Origin of the sequence: Mycobacterium sp., assembly GCF_965229265.1 — a bacterium.
GTDB lineage: Bacteria > Actinomycetota > Actinomycetes > Mycobacteriales > Mycobacteriaceae > Mycobacterium.
Genome location: NZ_CBDDIY010000010.1, coordinates 1,118,689 through 1,134,532, shown reverse-complemented (window position 1 = coordinate 1,134,532; position 15,844 = coordinate 1,118,689). Strand labels below are relative to the sequence as shown.

Below are 15,844 nucleotides of genomic sequence, written 5' to 3'. Positions count from 1 at the left end.
CGAGCCGACTACCACGGCGTGCCGACTGGCAGAATCGGGTGATGACCGCGACGAGACCGGAGGCGCTGGAGCGGAAACCTCCCGGTCCGTCGACATCGGGCCGGCCGCTGCGTTCGCTGTCGCCGGTGGAAATGGCCCAGGCCGCCGTGATGGGGTCCCTGGCCGCCGCCCTGGCGATCATCTCGGTGGTCGTGCCGTTCGCCGGTGGTCTGTCGCTTCTGGTGACGGTGCCGATGGGCCTGCTCGGCTACCGCTACCGCATCCGCGTCCTGCTGGCCGCCACCTTCGCCGCGAGCATGGTGGCTTTCCTGATCGCCGGGATCAGCGGATTCATGGTGGTGCTCAACTGTGCCTACGTGGGCGGGCTCGCCGGCATCGTCAGGCGCCGCGGGCGCGGCACCCCGACCGTCGTCGCGGTCGGCCTGCTTGCGGGGGTGACTTTCGGCTGCTTCATCATCGCCGCACTGTCGGTGTTGGTGCGATTGCGCACCCTGACGTTTGAGGCGATGACGGCCAACGTCGACGGTGTGGTCGCGGTGATGTCGCGCTTCGAACCGTTCCGGCCGGCCGCCCAGGACGCCAAGCGGTTGTTCACCGTCGCCCTGGACTACTGGCCGGCGTTGCTGATGTTCTACGCGATCTTCTCGATCATGATCGTCACGCTGGTCGGCTGGTGGGCGCTGTCGCGGGTGCTGGATCGGTTGTGCGGGATCCCCGACGTCCACAAGCTCGAGGTCCCGGAGGAGTCCGGTCCCGTCGCGCCGGTTCCGGTCCGGCTGGTCGACGCCCGGTTCCGCTATCCCGGCGCCGACCGCGACGCCCTCACGACACTGAGCCTGACCGTCGATGCCGGCGAACACGTGGCCATCACCGGCGCCAACGGCTCCGGGAAGACCACGCTGATGCTTCTGCTGGCCGGACGGGAGCCCACCTCGGGTTCCATCGAGCGGCCCGGCGCCGTCGGGCTGGGTCGGCTGGGCGGCACGGCCGTGGTCATGCAGCACCCGGAAAGTCAGGTCCTGGGCACCCGGGTCGCCGACGACGTGGTCTGGGGCCTGCCGCCCGGAACGCACACCGACGTGGCCGAGGTGCTCGACGAGGTCGGCCTAGCCGGTATGGAGGAGCGCGACACCGGCGGACTGTCCGGCGGTGAGCTGCAGCGGCTTGCCGTGGCGGCAGCGCTGGCGCGGCGGCCCTCGATGCTGATCGCCGACGAGGTCACCAGCATGGTCGACCAGCGCGGACGGGAGGCGCTGCTCGCTGTGCTGTCCGGGCTCACCGAACACCACCGCATGGCGCTGGTGCAGATCACGCACTACAACAACGAGGCCGACACCGCCGATCGCGTGGTCAACCTCAGCGAGTCGTTGGACAACACCAACATGGTCGAGAGCGCTGCCGCACCCACCCCGACGGTGACCGCCGCCCCCAGCAGCGGTGTGCCGGTGCTGGAGCTCGACCACGTCTGCCACGAATACGCCAGCGGCACACCGTGGGCCAAGACCGCTCTGCGGGACGTCAGCTTCACCGTCAACGAAGGCGACGGTGTGCTGATCCACGGCGGCAACGGGTCCGGCAAGTCCACCCTGGCCTGGATCCTGGCCGGCCTGATCACGCCCACCACCGGCGCCTGCCTGGTGCGGGGGCGTCCCGCCGCCGACTGCGTCGGCGAGGTTGCGATCGCCTTCCAGGCCGCCCGCTTGCAGCTCTTGCGCGGCCGGGTCGATCTCGAAGTGGCCTCGGCAGCTGGGTTTTCCCCCGACGACAAGGCTCGGGTGGCCGCCGCGCTGGCCAAGGTCGGCCTCGATGCGTCCCTGGGCCGTCGGCGGATCGACCAGCTTTCCGGTGGGCAGATGCGCCGGGTGGTGATCGCCGGCCTGCTGGCCCGTTCGCCGCAGGCGCTGATCCTCGACGAGCCGCTGGCCGGTCTGGATGCTGCCAGCCAGCGCGGACTGCTGCGGCTCCTGACCGATCTGCGCCGCAACAGTGGACTGACGGTGGTGGTGATCTCGCACGATTTCGTCGGGCTGGAGGAGCTGTGCCCGCGGACCCTGCATCTGCGCAACGGCGTGTTGACGACGGCGGCGGGGGGCCCGTCGTGACGGAAGCCCGTCAGCGCCGCCCTGTGGTGCTGCTGCGCCCGGTGCCAGGCACGTCGGTCATCCATGAGCTCTGGGCGGGCACCAAACTGATTGTGGTTCTAGGGTTTTCGGCGCTGTTGGCGTTCTACCCGGATTGGGTTCCGATCGCGCTGGTGGCGATCGCCATCGCCGTCGCGGTTCGGCTGGCCCACATTCCCCGCGGCGCGGTGCCCTCGGTGCCGAAATGGCTGTGGCTGCTGCTGCTACTGGGCGGGGTGACCGCGGCGCTGGCCGGTGGGACCCCCGAGCTGCACCTGGGCTCATACGACATCGGGTTCGGCGGATTCTTGAAGTTCGTGCGCTTCACCGTCGTCTCCCTGGTGCTGGTGGCGCTGGGGGCGATGGTTTCGTGGACGACGAACGTCGCCGACGTCGCGCCCGCGGTGGCACGGCTGGGCCGCCCGCTGAAGATCTTCGGTATCCCGGTCGACGACTGGGCTGTGGCGCTGGCCCTGGCGCTGCGGGCTTTTCCGATGCTGCTCGACGAATTCCGGCTGCTCTACGCCGCCCGGCGGCTGCGGCCGCCACCGGTGCTGACCAGTCGCCGCGCCCAGCGCCGCCGGTGGGCGATCGAGTTGGTGGACCTGCTGGCGGCCGGGATCACGGTCGCGCTGCGGCGCGCCGACGAGATGGGCGACGCGATCACCGCGCGTGGCGGGACCGGTCAGATATCGGCGGCGCCGTCGGGGCCGCGCCGCGCCGACTGGGTGGCGTTGGCGGTCGCGGCGGCGGTGTGTGCGCTGTCCGTGGGCCTGCAGATGACGGTGCTCGCCGGGTTCTAGCGTGCGGCTGCGGCGTTCGCGGCGCGCTGGGCGGTAGCCAAGGTGGCCGCGACCGGCGCACGGCCGAGGAACATCTCGTCGAAGTAGGGCTTGATGGCCAGGTAGCCGGCGGCGAAGCCCGACCCGCCCGGAGCCGCGATCCGGGGGCCGTCGAGCACCGTGAAGAAGGGTGCGACGTCCACGCCCTTGGTCGACCAGTAGTCGAAGTACACCCGCTGGGCGGGCAGCACCGCGGGAATGGCCGCACCCTTGCGGCCGAGGTATTCATTGCCGCGGGTGCTGCCCAGCCAGGCCAGCACCTCGCGCACCGCCGCGGGGTGGGCGCTGGCCGGATTGCCTGCGGCGACAATGCCGTTGGTCACGCTTACCCGGCCGGCCGGCCCGCTGGGCAGCATCGCCACACCCCAGCGGAACGGCGCCTGTTCGGCGATCGGGGCCAGGTTGTAGGTGCCCGACTGGAACAGCGCCATCCGCCCCGACAGGAACTGGTTGCGGGAGAAGTCACCGTTGTCGTTGGTGTCCGAGGCCGGCGGGGCGACGTGATCGGTGTTGATCAGGTCGACGAGGTAACGGAATGCGTCGGCGGCCTGCGGGTTGTCGAAGGCGAATCGGTCCCCGTCGGAGAACACCCCGCCCGCGGAGCCGACGTAGTTGAGGTAGATGGCCTGCAGGTCGTTGGCCGCGTTGTAGCCCCACTGCCTGCCGTGGGTGAGCTTCGCGAGCAGCGGGCGCAGCGTGTCGCGGGCGGGGTCTGGGTCCCAGCGCAGGGTGTCCAGCTCGGCGGGGTCCACGCCGTCGGCGGCCAGCAGGTCGGCGTTGTAGTAGACCGCGATTCCGGCGTCGGTCAGCTGCGGCACGCCCCACAGCACACCGTTGCGGGTGAACTGGGCGACCACCGAGGAATCCCAGTCCGCACTGGGTTCGACGGCCAGCAGGCGGTGATTGTCGGCGTACGGGGCGAGGTTGGCGTTGTTGAGCCAGAAGATGTCGTCGGCACCGCCGCCGGCCACATCGGTGCGCAACGTGTCGAAGTAACTGGCGTAGGCGACGACGTTGGTGCGGACGTCGATGCCGGGGTGGGTGCGGGTGAACTCGGCGAAGGACTCCTGGTAGGCCGCCGCGACCTGCGGGTCCCACAGCCGCACCGTGATCACCGTCGCGCCGGAGGGCTCGCTGCTGCGGCCCAGCGCCCACACACAACCCACGAGAACCAGCACGACCGCGAGCAGGCAGGCGAGCAGCAGCGTCGATGAACGGGGTTTCACTCGGACCTCCGTGTGCCGAGATCGACACCAGGGTGGTCAATCCTGCTCAGACACAGCCATGGTGTCGATCTCGCGGCGATCATTTCAGGCCCGTCACCACGATGGAGCGCACGATGTGCCGCTGGAACATCAGGAACAGCACGAGCAGCGGAACGATCGCGACGGTGGTCGCGGCCATCACCAGCGTCCACTGCGCGTTGTACTGCGTCTGCAGGCCCGCGGTGGCCACCGTCAGCACCCGCCAGCGGCCGCCGCTGGTGATCACCAACGGCCACATGAATGAATTCCATTGACTGACAACGGTGATCAACGTCAGCGTCGCCAGGATCGGCTTGCTGGCCGGCAGGACCACGTGCACGATCAGGTCCAGGGTATTGGCCCCGTCCAGGCGGGCGGCGTTCACCAGGTCGTCGGGGATGCCGCGGAAGTACTCGCGCAGGAGGAAGATCGCATACGGCGAGCCGAACAGGAACGGCACCACCAGCGCCCAGAACGTGTTGCGCAGGCCGAGTTCGGCCATCATCAGATACAGCGGCACGACGGTGACGGTGGCCGGCACCATCAGCGTGGCGATGTAGACCCAGAACACGATGTCGCGGCCGGCGAACTCCAGCCGGGCGAACGCATAACCGGCCAGCACCGAGAACGTCAGCTGTCCCACCGTGATCATCGCGGTCATCAGCGCGGTGACCGCCAGCGCCCGGCCGAACCCGGCGTTGCCGAGTGCGGCGTAGTTGGCCAGCGTCGGGGGCGCCGGCAGCGCCAGCGGTGTGCCGGTGGCGAACTGCTGCGCCGAGGTGATCGAGGTGAGCAGGCCGAGCCCGAACGGGGCCATGGTGATCAGCGCACCGGCCAGCAACCCCAGGTAGATCAGCGCGTTACGTGAGGTCATAGCTGATCCGCCGACGGAAGTAGAGATGCTGGGCGATCGTCGCGCCCACCAGGATCACGAACAGCACCAACGCCATGACCGCGGCGCGCCCGATCGCCGCGGCGCCGAACGCCTCGGCGTAGATGCGATGGGCCACCAGGTCGGTGCGCCCGGCCGGGCCGCCGCCGGTCAACGCGTACACGGTGTCGAAGACCTGTGCAGCGCTGACGATGCCGGTGACCGAGACGAAGAACAGCGTCGGGCGCAGCATGGGCAGCGTGATGTGCCAGAACCGCTGCCAGCCGCTCGCGCCGTCGAGGCGGGCCGCGGCGTGGATCTGCGGCGGGATGGCCAGAATGCCGGCGAGGAAGAACAGCGTCACATAGCCGACGTTGGTCCACACCGTGACCGCCGAGACGACCGGCAGGGCCAGCCCGGGATCGGTGAGCCACTCGATGTTGCGGCCCAGCAGCGTGCTCACCGCCCCGTCGGTGGGGGCCAGGATCCAGTGCCACAGCACCGCCACGGCCAGCGGCGAGCACACCCAGGGCAGGACATAGATGGTGCGGAACGCCGCGCTGCCCGGAAGGTCACGGGCCAGCAGCGCGGCCGCGACCAACCCCAGCACGATCTGGACGGGCACCACGATCGCGATGAAGGTCAGGGTCACAAGCAGCGAGTTGCCGAAACTGGAGTCGGTGAGCACCGAACGCCAATTGTCCAGCCCGACATAGCGGATCGGGCCCAGCAGATCCCAGCGGTGCAGGCTCAGCCAGGCCACCACCAGCATCGGCAGCAGCAGGAAGCACACCACCCCGAACAGGCTCGGCGCCAGCAACGCGTACCCCAGCAGGCTCGAGCGCACACGCCGGGTCGTCACCCCAGCCATTAAAGCCGGTTGAGCGACCTGCCCGTTACGGTGGAGCGGTGAGTCCACGTGATGTCGACGCCGACTTCCTCGTCCTGCCGCGCCATGCGCTGGCCGAGGCCGCCCTGTCCGCGGCCCGCGCGGCCGGTGCCGACTACGCCGACCTGCGGATCCATGCGATCACCACCGAGATGGTGCAGCTGCGCGATGCCGAGCTGGAGAACGCGGTGACCGACCGGGAAATCGGCCTGGCCGTGCGGGTCATCGTCGACGGCACCTGGGGGTTCGCCTCGCACGCCGAACTGGCCCCCGAGGTCGCCGCCGAGACGGCGCGCCGGGCGGTGGCCGTGGCGAAGGCGCTGGCCGCGCTCAACGCCGAGCGTATCGAGCTGGCCGCCGAGCCGGTGTATGCCGAGGCCACCTGGGTGTCGACGTACGCGATCGACCCGTTCACGGTGTCGACCGCCGACAAGATCGGGTTGCTGGAGGAGTACTCGGGCCGGTTACTGGCCGCCGATGGCGTCGATCACGTCTCGGCGATGGTCGCTGCCGTCAAGGAGCAGGTGTTCTACGCCGACACGTTCGGCTCGTCGATCACCCAGCAGCGGGTGCGGATGATGCCGGTGCTGGAGGCGGTGGCCGTCGATGCGGCGGCGGGCAGCTTCGAGTCGATGCGCACCCTGGCCCCGCCGACCGCGCGCGGGTGGGAGGCGCTGGCCGGTGATCAGGTGTGGGACTGGGGCGCCGAGCTGGCCGAGCTGCCTGTGCTGCTGGCGGAGAAGGCCAAGGCGCCCAGCGTGGTGGCCGGGCCGACCGACCTGGTGATCGACCCGACCAACCTGTGGTTGACGATTCACGAATCCATCGGGCATGCAACCGAATACGATCGGGCCATCGGGTACGAGGCGGCTTATGCGGGCACCTCGTTCGCCACCCCGGACAAGCTGAACACCATGCGCTACGGCTCGCCGGTGATGAATGTGACCGCCGACCGCACCGTCGAATACGGCCTGGCCACCATCGGGTACGACGACGAGGGAGTGGCCGCTCAGAGCTGGGACCTGGTGCGCGACGGGATCTTCGTCGGCTACCAGCTGGACCGGGTGTTCGCGCCGCGGTTGGGCCAGGGTCGCTCCAACGGCTGTTCCTATGCCGATTCACCGCACCATGTTCCGATCCAGCGGATGGCCAACGTGTCGCTGCAACCCGGCGCCGAGGACCTGTCCACCGATGATCTGATCGGCCGGGTGAGCGACGGCATCTACATCGTCGGCGACAAGTCGTGGTCGATCGATATGCAGCGCTATAACTTTCAGTTCACCGGGCAGCGGTTCTACCGGATCCGGGACGGCCGGCTCGACGGCCAGCTCCGTGATGTGGCGTATCAGGCCACCACCACCGACTTCTGGAATTCGATGGAAGCCGTGGGTGGGCCGTCGACATGGCGGCTCGGTGGGGCGTTCAACTGCGGTAAGGCGCAGCCCGGGCAGGTCGCCGCGGTCAGCCATGGTTGCCCGTCGGCGTTGTTCCGGGGCGTGAATGTGCTCAACACCCGTGAGGAGGCCGGCCGATGAGCGCCAGCGAAGAGGTCAAATCGGGGTGCGGTAGGTGATCCCCGCACAGCAGGTCGTCGAACTCGCACTGGCCGCAGCGACCGCCGACGAGACGATCGTCATCGTCACCGACCGCGCCGAGGCGTCGCTGCGCTGGGCCGGCAACTCGATGACCACCAACGGGGTGTCGACCACCCGCTCCACCACCGTGATTTCCATTGTGCGCAAAGGCAATACGGCACACACGGGATCGATCCGCACCAGCGAGGTCGACCCGACGGCCATCGCCGCGCTGGTCGCCGCCGCCGAGCTGGCCGCCCACGCGGCCCCCGCCGCCCGCGACAGCACCGCGCTGCTCACTGGTGCGGGAACACCCGACGACTGGAACGAAGCCGTGCCCGAGACGGGCGCCGAGGTGTTCGCCGACGTCGCCGAGTCGCTGTCGGGCGGGTTCGCCGGCGCCGACCGGTTGTACGGCTACGCCCATCACGTGGTGGAGACGACGTTCCTGGCCACATCCACCGGGATCCGTCGCCGCTTTACCCAGCCGACCGGGACGGTGGAGATCAACGCCAAACGCGACGGCGCCAGCGCGTGGGCCGGGGTGAGTACACCGTGGTTCCTCGATGTGCCGACCGACACGCTGCTGGGGGACCTGGCGATGCGGCTGGGTTGGGCGAGCCGGACCGTCGAACTGCCGGCGGGTCGTTACGAGACGTTGATGCCGCCCTCGACGGTGGCCGACATGATGATCTACCTGGGCTGGTCGATGGACGGCCGCGGCGCCGAGGAGGGCCGCACGGCGTTGTCGGCCCCCGGTGGCGGCACGCGGGTGGGGGAGAAGCTCACCGCGCTGCCGCTGACGCTGTACTCCGATCCGTTCGCCGCGGGCCTGCAGTGTTCGCCCTTCGTCGCGGCGGCCAGCAGCTCCGAGACCGTCTCGGTGTTCGACAACGGGATGGACATCGGCCGGGTGGACTGGATCCGCGACGGCACCATCAACGCGCTGGCCTACCCGCGGTCGGCGGCTGCCGAGTTCGGCACCACCGCAGCTGTTCCCGCCGACAATCTGCTGATGACCGGTGGCACAACGGAATTGGCCGACATGGTGGCCTCCACCGAGCGCGGCCTGCTGCTGACCACCCTGTGGTACATCCGTACCGTCGACCCGACCACACTGCTGCTGACGGGGCTGACCCGCGACGGGGTGTACCTGATCGAGGACGGCGAGGTGACGGGGGCGGTCAACAACTTCCGGTTCAACGAGAGCCCGCTGGATCTGCTGCGGCGGGCCACCGAGGCGGGGGTGGCCGAACAGACGCTGCCGCGGGAGTGGGGTGACTGGGCGACGCGTGCGGTGATGCCGACACTGCGGATTCCCGACTTCCACATGTCCTCGGTCAGCCAGGCGCAATAATCGTCTGATGGCTGATGATCTCGACGCGGTGCTGACCGACCTGGTGGTGCAGTCACCGGCCGACCAACAGCGGCTGGTGGGACTGATCCGCGCGACGTGCGGCCAGACGCTGTCGCTGACGCCGCTGCCAGCACAGACTGCGGTGCATGCATCGGAATCGGATGCCGAGAAAGTGGTCGCCGATTTCACCGAGCAGTTCAGCATCGACGTGTCGGCGGTATCGGATCGACAGCGCGAGGCGCTGACCGGGGCGCTGGGTGCGGCTGCGTTCGGAGCTGTCGTGCAGATGTTCGTCGCCGACTTCCTGCCGCGGGTGCGCAACGGCCTGGAGTTGCTGGGCCTGCCGGTGAGCTGGGTGCCCGACGAGCCGGTGTGGGATGCCGGCATCGACGCCGCCGATGTGCTGTTCAACCGCCTGCTGCCGGGAGTGGCGCGGCTGCGGTCACTGGACCCGGTGACCTCGGAGGTAGTGCGGCTGCGTGGTGCCGTCGCGCACAACTGCCGGTTGTGCAAGTCGCTGCGGGAGGGCAATGCCCTCGACGCCGGTGGCAGCGAGTCGCTCTACGAGGATATCGAGCACTACGAGTCCTCCGAACTGCTGACCGACGCGCACAAGGCGGCGCTGCGCTATACCGACGCGCTGATCTGGTCCCCGGCGCGGATCAGCCCGGCGGTGGCGGCCGGTGTGCGGGAGAACTTCTCGCACGAGCAGGCCCGCGAGCTGACCCTGGACGTCATGCGCAACGCCAGCAACAAGATTGCGGTGGCGCTCAAGGCCGACGCCGCGCGCGTCGAGGAGGGGACCGAGCGCTACCTCATCGACGCGGACGGTCAGACCCAGTTCGCCTGAGCGCCGCCAGGGCCGCGTTGACGTCGTCGGCGGTGGTGGCCCACGAGCAGACGAAGCGCGCGGCCGGCTTGTGCGGGTCGGGCACGTGCACCAAGAAGTGCTGACGGACTGCGGTCAGGGCGTCGGGGGACAGGTCGACGAACACTTCGTTGGCCTCGGTCGGCGAGGCCAGGTGTAGGCCGAGGTCGGCCATTCCGGCGCTGAGCCGGGACGCCATGGCATTGGCGTGAGCAGCGCACCGTAGCCATTCGCCGTCACCGAGCATCGCCTCGAATTGGGCTGAGACGTAACGGTGCTTGCTGGCCAGGTGGCCGATCTGCTTCTGGATGAAGTCGATGCCGGGGAAGTGCTCGGGGCGGCGAACCAGGATGGCGTCACCGAACAACATGCCGTTCTTGGTGCCGCCCACGGTGACGATGTCGGCGTCTCCGATGGCACGTGCCGGTGTGATATCAAGGGCGGCAATCGCATTGGCGACCCGCGAGCCGTCGACGTGGACCAACAGGTCCAGATCGTGGGCGTGGTCGACGAACGCTGCGATCGCGTCCGGCTGCCAGACGCGGCCGTTCTCGGTGGATTGCGTGATGGTCACGATGCGGGGCTGGGAGTGGTGCACGTCGCCGCGACGGGTGATGCGCCGGTCCAGCAGGGTGGCGTCGATGATGCCGTCGTCGCTGGGCAGGGGCGCCAGGGTTGCGCCGGAGACCAGGACGGGACCGCCGGCCTCGTCGAGCAGAGAATGGGCGATGTCGCTGCACAGGATTTCGTGCCAGGGCCGGACCGCGGCGGCCAGGGCGATGATGTTGGCCCCGGTGCCGGTGAACGCGAACAGCACCTGCGCCTCCGGGGCGTCGAAGGCGCTCCGGATGACGTCGGCGGCGCGCTGGGTGATCGGGTCATGGCCGTAGGACGAGGTGGCGCCCTCGTTGGCGGAGACGAGCGCTTCGAGAGCCTTCGGATGGGCTGGGGCGGCGTTGTCGGAGGCGAAGGCGGCGGACGGGGTGGGCACCTGGTCATCGTCGCATCCCGCATCGGGTTGAGCAGAACCGTTGCTCGCCCGGGCGGCCGCCGCAACAATGTGGGCATGGCACAGGCCGAACCGCACAAGACCGACACCACGGCAGGGCTGGCACCGCTGGCCGGACGTCTCGATCAACTCGCCGAGCGGCTCGGGGTGAAGTCCGTTTTGGTGATGCGCTCCGAGCCGGATTCCATGGTGGTGGCCGCCACCGCGGGTGAGGCCACTCAGCATTACACCGTCGGCGCGGCCGGCAAGAAGGCGCTCACCGATACCGACCGGGTGCCGCTGTACTGCGAACGCGTGGTCGACGGTGACAGCGCGCTGTTCGTCCGCGATTCCCGCGACGACGCGACGTTCGCCGGAAACGAGGACGAGGTGGAGTTCGGCCTGCACAACTACCTCGGGCTGCCGATCCACGACGGTTCGGGCACGGTCGTCGGGACGGTCTGCGTGCTCGACGACTCGGCACGCGACTACACCGAGGAGCAGCGCTCCGAGCTGGCTGCGTTCGCCGGTGAGGTGGAGAACGTGGTGCGCGCCGACGACACCGCGCTGGGCTGAGCCGGTCCTGGTTCCGCCGGGACCGGGCGACATGCGACCATAGTTGCCGCACTGGGGGCGGTAGCTCAGTTGGTTAGAGCCGGGGACTCATAATCCCTTGGTCGCGGGTTCGAGCCCCGCCCGCCCTACCTCAGAGGCTGTTTTTCATGATTAGGTTTGTCGACTCATCGTTTATTCATCGCTTATACGGGCCGCCTGGGGTCCTCCGGTTGGGTTTTGATGACCTGGGCCCACGCGTTATGAACGGCAGTTAAAGCCTCCGTAGGCGAAACCGTGAGACGGGTCTGGCCTCCGAGCTGGTTCTGCCAGTCGGCCCGCGTTGGCGCGGTCGTGAAGTCGCGGAGGGCAGGCGGTCTGTTGGTAGGCCCATACCGGCGGTAGAGAGCCTCAGCTTCGGCATCGATAGCACCGATCCTGTCTAACGCCCACAGATCCCAAAGGTCGCGGGAAGCGTGTCGGTCAAACCATGTCGCTGTCTTGGACGCGGCGAAGGCGGGAAGCGTCGGCACCAACAGCACGGCGGCGGGTGCATCGGAATAACGCTGGACCAATGATCGCCGCTCCGTCGGCCACACGGTTCGGGTACGGGAGGACAGCAATTGGATCCTCACTGTCAGCCCCTCGGAGGTCCGCAGGATCGCCGCACTTGTGTCGGGAATGCTGCTGAGTGCTGGGTCCACCGTGAGTCGTCCGTGAGTACGGGCGAGTGCGCGGGGCAGAGCGGCGTCCAGGTCTGCCGCGACGGATTTCCGATCGCCGACTGCGATGAGGTCGATGTCCTCGCTCAGGCGCCCGTCCGAGAGGTGGGTGCGCGCGAGCGCCGTACCCCCGATGAAGTGAATCCTGTCGCCGACGTCCCGGCTGAGAAAGGCAAGGAGATGAGAGATGAGGTGGTCGCGCTCGACCTGTTCCGTTGCGACCCCGAATTGTTCGGCCACCGCGGTTTTTTCGTCGCTGTTCATTTCTGGGCCCAGGCTTCGGCCCGTTTCAGTGATGCAACGCGTCGTTGTTCAGCCGCCAAGGTCTGTAGGCGGCTCTGATCGCTGCGCTCGTACAGCGCCGCCACGGCGGACGGCACGTCGATCTCGGCGCCGCCTAGTCCGGGGCGGTGGGCAAGGTCCAGGATCGTCTGTTCGGGTGTGGTCACCAGTGTCGGTCCGAGCTCGGTGTCGTAGCGCTCGGCGTCGATGCCCTGAGTGTCGCGTTTGATAAATCGGACGACAGCTCTGCGGTCGGTTAACGCTATGGGGCGGTGCTGGGCAGGGGCGGCGACAATTGCGGTGGACAGGGCGCGTGGAATCGCGCCGTGCAGCCGTGCAGCGCTGATGCCCATGACGACGATGTCGGCCGGTGCATAGATTGCCGAAGCGATGCCGGCTGCCGCGGTTTCCAATCCTGGCGCCCATCCCTGCCCCACCATTGCGGGCGGCACGACCACGTAGTATCCGTCGGCGAGGCGATGGACTAGACCGCGTTCTCGGAGTCTGGCCACCTCGGCGCCAGGGTAGGCGTATGTGTGTTTCGCCTGTCTGGGGCGGAACGTGCCGAGTGGATGCGCGACGAGGCTTGGCGGTACTCCTGTGCTGTGCTTTCGCATCATCGTAAGCTCCTTAGATATGCAGATCATAGGCTAAAAACCTATGATCCGCATACCAACACCGCAGGATCAATGCGGTCCTTCTGGACCTTCGCTTCCGCACTTCTGGTGAACAGGGTCGCAAACCAGACGGCAGACGCCTCCAGATTGTCAGTGGCGTCACATACCGTCTGCTCCATGACTCTGATCGTTGCTGTAGCGACAGGAAACTTCGCGGTCCACGCCAGCGACCGTTATGTGAGTGTGCAGAAGACGCCAAGGAACCCTAGTGGCGACTGGGATGTCAACGCGAACAAGACAGTCATCGTGATGGGATCTGATTGCTGGGTCGTGTTGGGTTACACCGGCTTGGCGTACCTCGATGGAAAGCCCACCGACCAGGTAATCGCAGAGGCAATCAGCGGCTATGACGACTTATCGGGAGGGGCAGCATTTTCGCCGTGGTTCCCTGACCGACTGCCGCACTATCGCGAGATCCGGGACCGGGTTGAGAGCCGGATTGCCGCCGCCTATGCGCGCCTCCCAGCGGACGTCTCGACGAAGTATCCGACGTTGGTGCTCGCTTCAGGAGTGCAGCGCAAGGACGGTATAAGCGCGGGAGTGATGTTCCGAATAACCGTCCAAGGCAAGACTTCAGAGGCGGAAGAGCTGGCCTCAGGGCTCGCGTACAACCAGTTCTTCATTTCTGCGGTGGGAATGGTCAACGGACAGATCATCGATAAGGCGAAACATCGGATTGAAGGGTTGCAGCCGGGGACAGCTGAGGATATCCGGAACATCGCGATGGATGCGGTCATCGAGACAAGCCGAATGACTGACTTGGTCGGTAACGACGCTATGGGCGTTGTCTTGAGTAACGGCGAGCAAACGGTGGCTACTCATTTCCGACGATCAAGCTCGAAGAACCACGACGAACTCGTCCAGCGGATGAAAGAACATGAAGACACCTTCATCTACAGCGGTGTCACCGTGACTCCATACGTCCTCACACCGGGGATGATCTACGGGCCGTCAGCAGGTACTCCCGGTGGGTGGGCATCGACCTCAGGCTTCAAATTCAACTTCAGCGGGTTTGACGAGCCCGACAAGGTTGAAGGAAGGCCCGTAAAAGTTGTCTTCGCCGGCCAACCTCGCAAATCGAAGCCGTGAGCCTCGGGGTCTGTGACGCGCAGCTTTCACAGTGAACTTGAAGCCGATCCAACCAGGGAAAGTAATTTGCTTTCGAGCTGCGGACAGGCGCCCCCTTGTCCGCCGTGCTCGCCCGAGCCTCTGCGTACTCTACTTCTGCGGCACGGTTACGAAGTGAGCTGAAGACGCTCCGCTGTCGATGATCCGTCGTGCGATACCGAGCGTTCGGGAACGTATCCTCAGGGTTGATCGTTGGTGCGCACCGTTCGGTCCAGGAGATCTGCTACCTGGTTGTGGATTCGCCCGCGGCTCATGTACCGATCCTGGGTCATTGACACGTGGCTGTGCCCGAGGTGGTCGGCGCCGATGCGGGCCGACAAACCCTCATCGTCAATGAGTGTCGCGAGAGTCTTTCGGAAGCTGTGTGTAGTGGCGCCCTGGACGCCAAGCTGTTCTCTCACGGTGCGCCACTCTGCGGCGAAGTTGTTCGGGTCGCGCAAGGTTCCTGCAGTGGAGGGGAAGATCACCGCTTGCTCACCAAAGTAAGGCAGCCGACGACGCCGTCGAAGCATCGTGATCGCGAACTGCGGCAGGGGGATGGTGCGCCGGCCCGCGGCAGACTTGGTCTCGTCGACGCGGAAGATGCCCTCGCCTTTGACCCGAACTACTTTGCCAGTGACCGTCAGCAGACCGGTCTCGTCGTCGAAGTCCTCCCAGCGCAGCCCGAGCAATTCGGAGCGTCGCAAACCGGTGGCAACGAGGAGGGTGATCGGATCGACGAGGTCATGGTCTCGGCAGTAGTCGGAATTCGGCAAACGGACCAACAGGTCCCGCAGCTGGCCAGCGGTCAGAGCTGACGCACCTTTGGGCTGGCTCTTGGAGCGCAAGGGCTGAACGTCCCGGACCGGGTTTGTAGTGATCGCGCTCGCCATCACCGCGAGCTGAAGTGCGCCGCGCAGAATCGTTTTCGACTGCCTGGCCATTGTTGCCCCATGGGCGTTACGCATTGAGCGCAACGCGGCGTCGACTCGTGCAGGGGAAGATTCGCCAACGCGAAGTGCACCGATGAACTTCTTCAGCTTGGTGGTGGTGTAGCGGTAGGTCGCCATCGTCATCCGCGCGCGGCCGTCTTCCTCGAGGCGGTCGAGGTACTGGTCAACCAGGGCGGCCACTTTGGTGTCGGCGTTGATGCCGCCCTCGCTTGTGGATCGGTTGCGGTTCGCGAGTACGGCCAAGAGTTCTTCCTCAGCGAGCTTGCCGTATTGGTCGTACTGGCCGACCGGGCTCACCTTCTCCACGATGCGCGTGACGCCGTCAGTGTCGCGGTACCGACAGCGCGCCAGCCACTTACCACCGCCCTGATTGATGCGGTTGATCTTGCCATGGGTGCCTATCCGCAACGGCGGTCTACCGGCCACGGGTAAGCCATCCCGTGGGGCGGCTCCGAGGAATTAGGAGCGTCGAAAAGGGTTTCATCGAAAGCATTCCCGGCATCATCAACGAGTTGTGGACCGAACCGGCCTCGATCCATGAATGTACCGCGCGGATCTGACACGGCAGGGGAACCGCAAACACGGTCACGCAGAGTCTTGGTGCGTGTCTGGAATCCGCTCAGGGCGGTGATCGGTGACTTGTGCGGCTTCCCAGTCGCTTAGTCGGTACCGGACGTGCCTGCCAAACTTGGCATAGCGCGGTCCCGTTCCCTTAGATGCCCACTGGGCCGGCGTCTTGACCGGCAGCCCGTATCGGTCGGCAAGCTCTTGGCGGGTAATCCACCTGTCGTTGTGGGC

General features: G+C 67.1%; 14 protein-coding genes and 1 tRNA gene. 8 read left to right on the top strand and 7 right to left on the bottom strand.

Annotated features, from left to right (window positions below; genetic code table 11):
• Positions 1 to 41: 41 nt before the first annotated feature.
• Together ADBZ9K_RS07380 and ADBZ9K_RS07375 are read left to right on the top strand one after the other, a co-directional pair.
• Positions 42 to 2,102, top strand: coding sequence for an ATP-binding cassette domain-containing protein (locus tag ADBZ9K_RS07380; protein ID WP_526619439.1), 2,061 nt, complete (start codon positions 42 to 44; stop codon positions 2,100 to 2,102).
• Positions 2,099 to 2,923 carry a CbiQ family ECF transporter T component gene (locus ADBZ9K_RS07375; RefSeq protein WP_526619438.1) on the top strand — a complete coding sequence of 275 codons (825 nt, stop codon included), beginning with the start codon at positions 2,099 to 2,101 and terminating at the stop codon, positions 2,921 to 2,923. The genes ADBZ9K_RS07380 and ADBZ9K_RS07375 overlap by 4 nt, the downstream gene beginning before the upstream one ends.
• On the opposite strand, the gene ADBZ9K_RS07370 is transcribed toward ADBZ9K_RS07375, so the two are convergent.
• The 3 genes from ADBZ9K_RS07370 to ADBZ9K_RS07360 form a co-directional block, all read right to left on the bottom strand.
• Positions 2,920 to 4,188 (bottom strand): ABC transporter substrate-binding protein, encoded by a 1,269-nt coding sequence (locus tag ADBZ9K_RS07370; RefSeq protein ID WP_526619437.1) that lies wholly within the window; start codon positions 4,186 to 4,188, stop codon positions 2,920 to 2,922. The two genes, ADBZ9K_RS07375 and ADBZ9K_RS07370, sit on opposite strands and share 4 nt — an antisense overlap.
• Positions 4,189 to 4,267: 79 nt before the next feature.
• Positions 4,268 to 5,080: a carbohydrate ABC transporter permease gene (locus tag ADBZ9K_RS07365; RefSeq protein WP_526619436.1), complete on the bottom strand. Its 813-nt coding sequence runs from the start codon at positions 5,078 to 5,080 to the stop codon at positions 4,268 to 4,270.
• Complete coding sequence (locus ADBZ9K_RS07360) at positions 5,067 to 5,948, bottom strand: carbohydrate ABC transporter permease (RefSeq protein WP_526619435.1); 882 nt, start codon at positions 5,946 to 5,948, stop codon at positions 5,067 to 5,069. The genes ADBZ9K_RS07365 and ADBZ9K_RS07360 overlap by 14 nt, the downstream gene beginning before the upstream one ends.
• Positions 5,949 to 5,986: 38 nt before the next feature.
• On the opposite strand from ADBZ9K_RS07360, the gene ADBZ9K_RS07355 reads away from it, so the two are divergent.
• Genes ADBZ9K_RS07355 through ADBZ9K_RS07345 form a run of 3 tightly spaced genes read left to right on the top strand, consistent with a single transcriptional unit; the run spans position 5,987 to position 9,747 of the window.
• Entirely contained in the window at positions 5,987 to 7,501 is a 1,515-nt protein-coding gene (locus tag ADBZ9K_RS07355) for a metallopeptidase TldD-related protein (RefSeq protein WP_526619434.1), read from the top strand.
• 34 nt (positions 7,502 to 7,535) lie between these two features.
• Positions 7,536 to 8,897, top strand: coding sequence for a metallopeptidase TldD-related protein (locus tag ADBZ9K_RS07350; protein ID WP_526619433.1), 1,362 nt, complete (start codon positions 7,536 to 7,538; stop codon positions 8,895 to 8,897).
• Positions 8,898 to 8,904: 7 nt separating this feature from the next.
• Positions 8,905 to 9,747: a carboxymuconolactone decarboxylase family protein gene (locus ADBZ9K_RS07345; RefSeq protein ID WP_526619432.1), complete on the top strand. Its 843-nt coding sequence runs from the start codon at positions 8,905 to 8,907 to the stop codon at positions 9,745 to 9,747.
• Here ADBZ9K_RS07345 and ADBZ9K_RS07340 read toward each other — a convergent pair.
• Positions 9,713 to 10,756, bottom strand: coding sequence for a threonine aldolase family protein (locus tag ADBZ9K_RS07340; RefSeq protein ID WP_526619431.1), 1,044 nt, complete (start codon positions 10,754 to 10,756; stop codon positions 9,713 to 9,715). The two genes, ADBZ9K_RS07345 and ADBZ9K_RS07340, sit on opposite strands and share 35 nt — an antisense overlap.
• A 75-nt stretch (positions 10,757 to 10,831) precedes the next feature.
• Between ADBZ9K_RS07340 and ADBZ9K_RS07335 the strand changes: the two genes are divergently transcribed.
• Positions 10,832 to 11,329 carry a GAF domain-containing protein gene (locus tag ADBZ9K_RS07335; protein WP_526619430.1) on the top strand — a complete coding sequence of 166 codons (498 nt, stop codon included), beginning with the start codon at positions 10,832 to 10,834 and terminating at the stop codon, positions 11,327 to 11,329.
• Between the two features lie 54 nt (positions 11,330 to 11,383).
• A tRNA-Ile gene (locus ADBZ9K_RS07330) sits at positions 11,384 to 11,457 on the top strand.
• 54 nt (positions 11,458 to 11,511) lie between these two features.
• Here the strand turns inward: ADBZ9K_RS07330 and ADBZ9K_RS07325 are convergent.
• Both ADBZ9K_RS07325 and ADBZ9K_RS07320 read right to left on the bottom strand, forming a co-directional pair.
• Positions 11,512 to 12,291: a nucleotidyl transferase AbiEii/AbiGii toxin family protein gene (locus ADBZ9K_RS07325; RefSeq protein WP_526619429.1), complete on the bottom strand. Its 780-nt coding sequence runs from the start codon at positions 12,289 to 12,291 to the stop codon at positions 11,512 to 11,514.
• The gene (locus ADBZ9K_RS07320) at positions 12,288 to 12,767 is read right to left on the bottom strand and encodes a type IV toxin-antitoxin system AbiEi family antitoxin (RefSeq protein WP_526619428.1); all 480 of its coding nucleotides are present in this window, start codon (positions 12,765 to 12,767) and stop codon (positions 12,288 to 12,290) included. The genes ADBZ9K_RS07325 and ADBZ9K_RS07320 overlap by 4 nt, the downstream gene beginning before the upstream one ends.
• Positions 12,768 to 13,103: 336 nt before the next feature.
• Between ADBZ9K_RS07320 and ADBZ9K_RS07315 the strand changes: the two genes are divergently transcribed.
• Positions 13,104 to 14,075, top strand: a complete 972-nt coding sequence (locus tag ADBZ9K_RS07315; RefSeq protein WP_526619427.1) for a hypothetical protein — start codon at positions 13,104 to 13,106, stop codon at positions 14,073 to 14,075.
• Between the two features lie 218 nt (positions 14,076 to 14,293).
• Here the strand turns inward: ADBZ9K_RS07315 and ADBZ9K_RS07310 are convergent, their stop codons facing one another.
• Positions 14,294 to 15,472, bottom strand: coding sequence for a site-specific integrase (locus ADBZ9K_RS07310; protein WP_526619426.1), 1,179 nt, complete (start codon positions 15,470 to 15,472; stop codon positions 14,294 to 14,296).
• Between the last annotated feature and the right edge of the window lie 372 nt (positions 15,473 to 15,844).

What these genes read in the sequence shown, in the direction of transcription:
- ADBZ9K_RS07380 (WP_526619439.1), top strand. Translation starts at nt 42, where the DNA reads ATGACCGCGACGAGACCGGAGGCGCTGGAGCGGAAACCTCCCGGTCCG.
- ADBZ9K_RS07365 (WP_526619436.1), bottom strand. Translation starts at nt 5,080, where the DNA reads ATGACCTCACGTAACGCGCTGATCTACCTGGGGTTGCTGGCCGGTGCG.
- ADBZ9K_RS07360 (WP_526619435.1), bottom strand. Translation starts at nt 5,948, where the DNA reads ATGGCTGGGGTGACGACCCGGCGTGTGCGCTCGAGCCTGCTGGGGTAC.
- ADBZ9K_RS07345 (WP_526619432.1), top strand. Translation starts at nt 8,905, where the DNA reads ATGGCTGATGATCTCGACGCGGTGCTGACCGACCTGGTGGTGCAGTCA.
- ADBZ9K_RS07335 (WP_526619430.1), top strand. Translation starts at nt 10,832, where the DNA reads ATGGCACAGGCCGAACCGCACAAGACCGACACCACGGCAGGGCTGGCA.
- ADBZ9K_RS07325 (WP_526619429.1), bottom strand. Translation starts at nt 12,291, where the DNA reads ATGAACAGCGACGAAAAAACCGCGGTGGCCGAACAATTCGGGGTCGCA.
- ADBZ9K_RS07315 (WP_526619427.1), top strand. Translation starts at nt 13,104, where the DNA reads ATGACTCTGATCGTTGCTGTAGCGACAGGAAACTTCGCGGTCCACGCC.